At 54.5% G+C, this 1,388-nt stretch carries 1 protein-coding gene; it reads left to right on the top strand.

What is annotated here, in order from left to right; genetic code table 11:
• A partial coding sequence (locus CLV97_RS17725) for a transposase (RefSeq protein WP_211295798.1) occupies positions 1-1,357 on the top strand: 1,357 nt, incomplete at its 5' end.
• Positions 1,358-1,388 lie beyond the last annotated feature (31 nt).

Below are 1,388 nucleotides of genomic sequence, written 5' to 3'. Positions count from 1 at the left end.
AGAGGTTCAAAGTTGTAACGAAAGGAACGATTCGATGCTTGGAAAAAAGAGCAACCAAATGGCGATGTTTCAATATATCAATCTGGAAGAACTGATCCCGGAAAACCATATTCTCCGCCGGATCGACAAAGCCGTGGATTTCACCTTTCTTCACGACCTGGTGGCTCCCCTTTATGCAGAGAAGGGCCGTCCGTCCATCGATCCGGAAGTGGCTTTGCGGGCCATGCTGATCGGGTACTTGTTCGATCTGAACGATCACCGGCTTCATCAGGAACTGCAAATGCACGCCGGTTACCGCTGGTTTTGCCGACTCGACTTCAACACGCCGGTACCGGAGCGCAGCAGCTTGATCAAGATTCGGGAGCGTTGGGCGGAAGCAGGAGTTCTGGATCGTGTGCTGGATCACATCATCAGGCAGTGTCGGGAAGCCGGTTTGCTTCGCGGGGATGTCGCCATTGACGGGACCCTGGTGCAAGCCAATGCCGCCATCAAAAGCTTGGAACGGATGGCCCGGGAGCATGAAGAAGAAGCCGTCTCTTCCTCAACCGATGATGATGACGACGATCCGAAAGATCCACCCCCGCGGAACCGTCAAGCCGGAGATCCCGATTTTCACAACGAACGGTTTTCGAACGCGACCCATCGTTCCAAAACCGATCCGGACGCGCGTCTGTTTCGAAAAGGGAAGGGGAAAGAAGCCCAGCTTTGCTACATGGTTCACTACGTGGTGGATGTTCCTTCGGGCGTCATCCTCGGTGTGGAAGCGACCCGGGCTACGGGAGACGCCGAACGGTCGGCGGCTCGTCGTTTGTTGAAAGAAGCCCGTCGGCGGTTGCCGGCGACGGCGCCGGGGGAAAGACGCAAATGGGTGTCCGATGGCGGTTATGAAGAAAAAACACTGTTCGCAGAAGCAATTCGTCTGGGATTTGATCCGTATGTGCCCGTCAAAAACAAAGAAATGGAGCCCATCCCCACTTGGAAACGGCGGACTTCGAAGCTGGATCAGCAACTTAAGCGGGCCGTCAAAGTCCGGTGTGCAAAAGCGTGTAACTACGTGCGTTCCTTGAATCTTCGTCCATTGGCAAAGATCATGCAACACTTCCGCAAACGGGTGGAGCATCTTTTTGCGGAAGGAAAGGAACACCACGGACTCCGGCGTGCCCGAGGCCGTGGGCTTCCGCGTGTTCAACAGCAGGCGATTCTGACAGCCATCGTACAAAACATGAAACGATTGGTTAATGCCTTGCACCGCCATCGCCCGGCAGGTGAAGGGGCGGGGGTGGCATACCCAATCGATTCCCCCCGAAACGAACACAGCTTTGGATTGTCATGTCAATTCAGGTGGATGTTTTCGTAAGTAGCCGTTTGTATACAGGACTATTTCACAA

Source organism: Planifilum fimeticola, from assembly GCF_003001905.1.
Lineage (GTDB): Bacteria > Bacillota > Bacilli > Thermoactinomycetales > DSM-44946 > Planifilum > Planifilum fimeticola.
The sequence above is the reverse complement of the archived record's forward strand: the minus strand, read 5'-3'. Positions and strand labels throughout refer to the sequence as shown.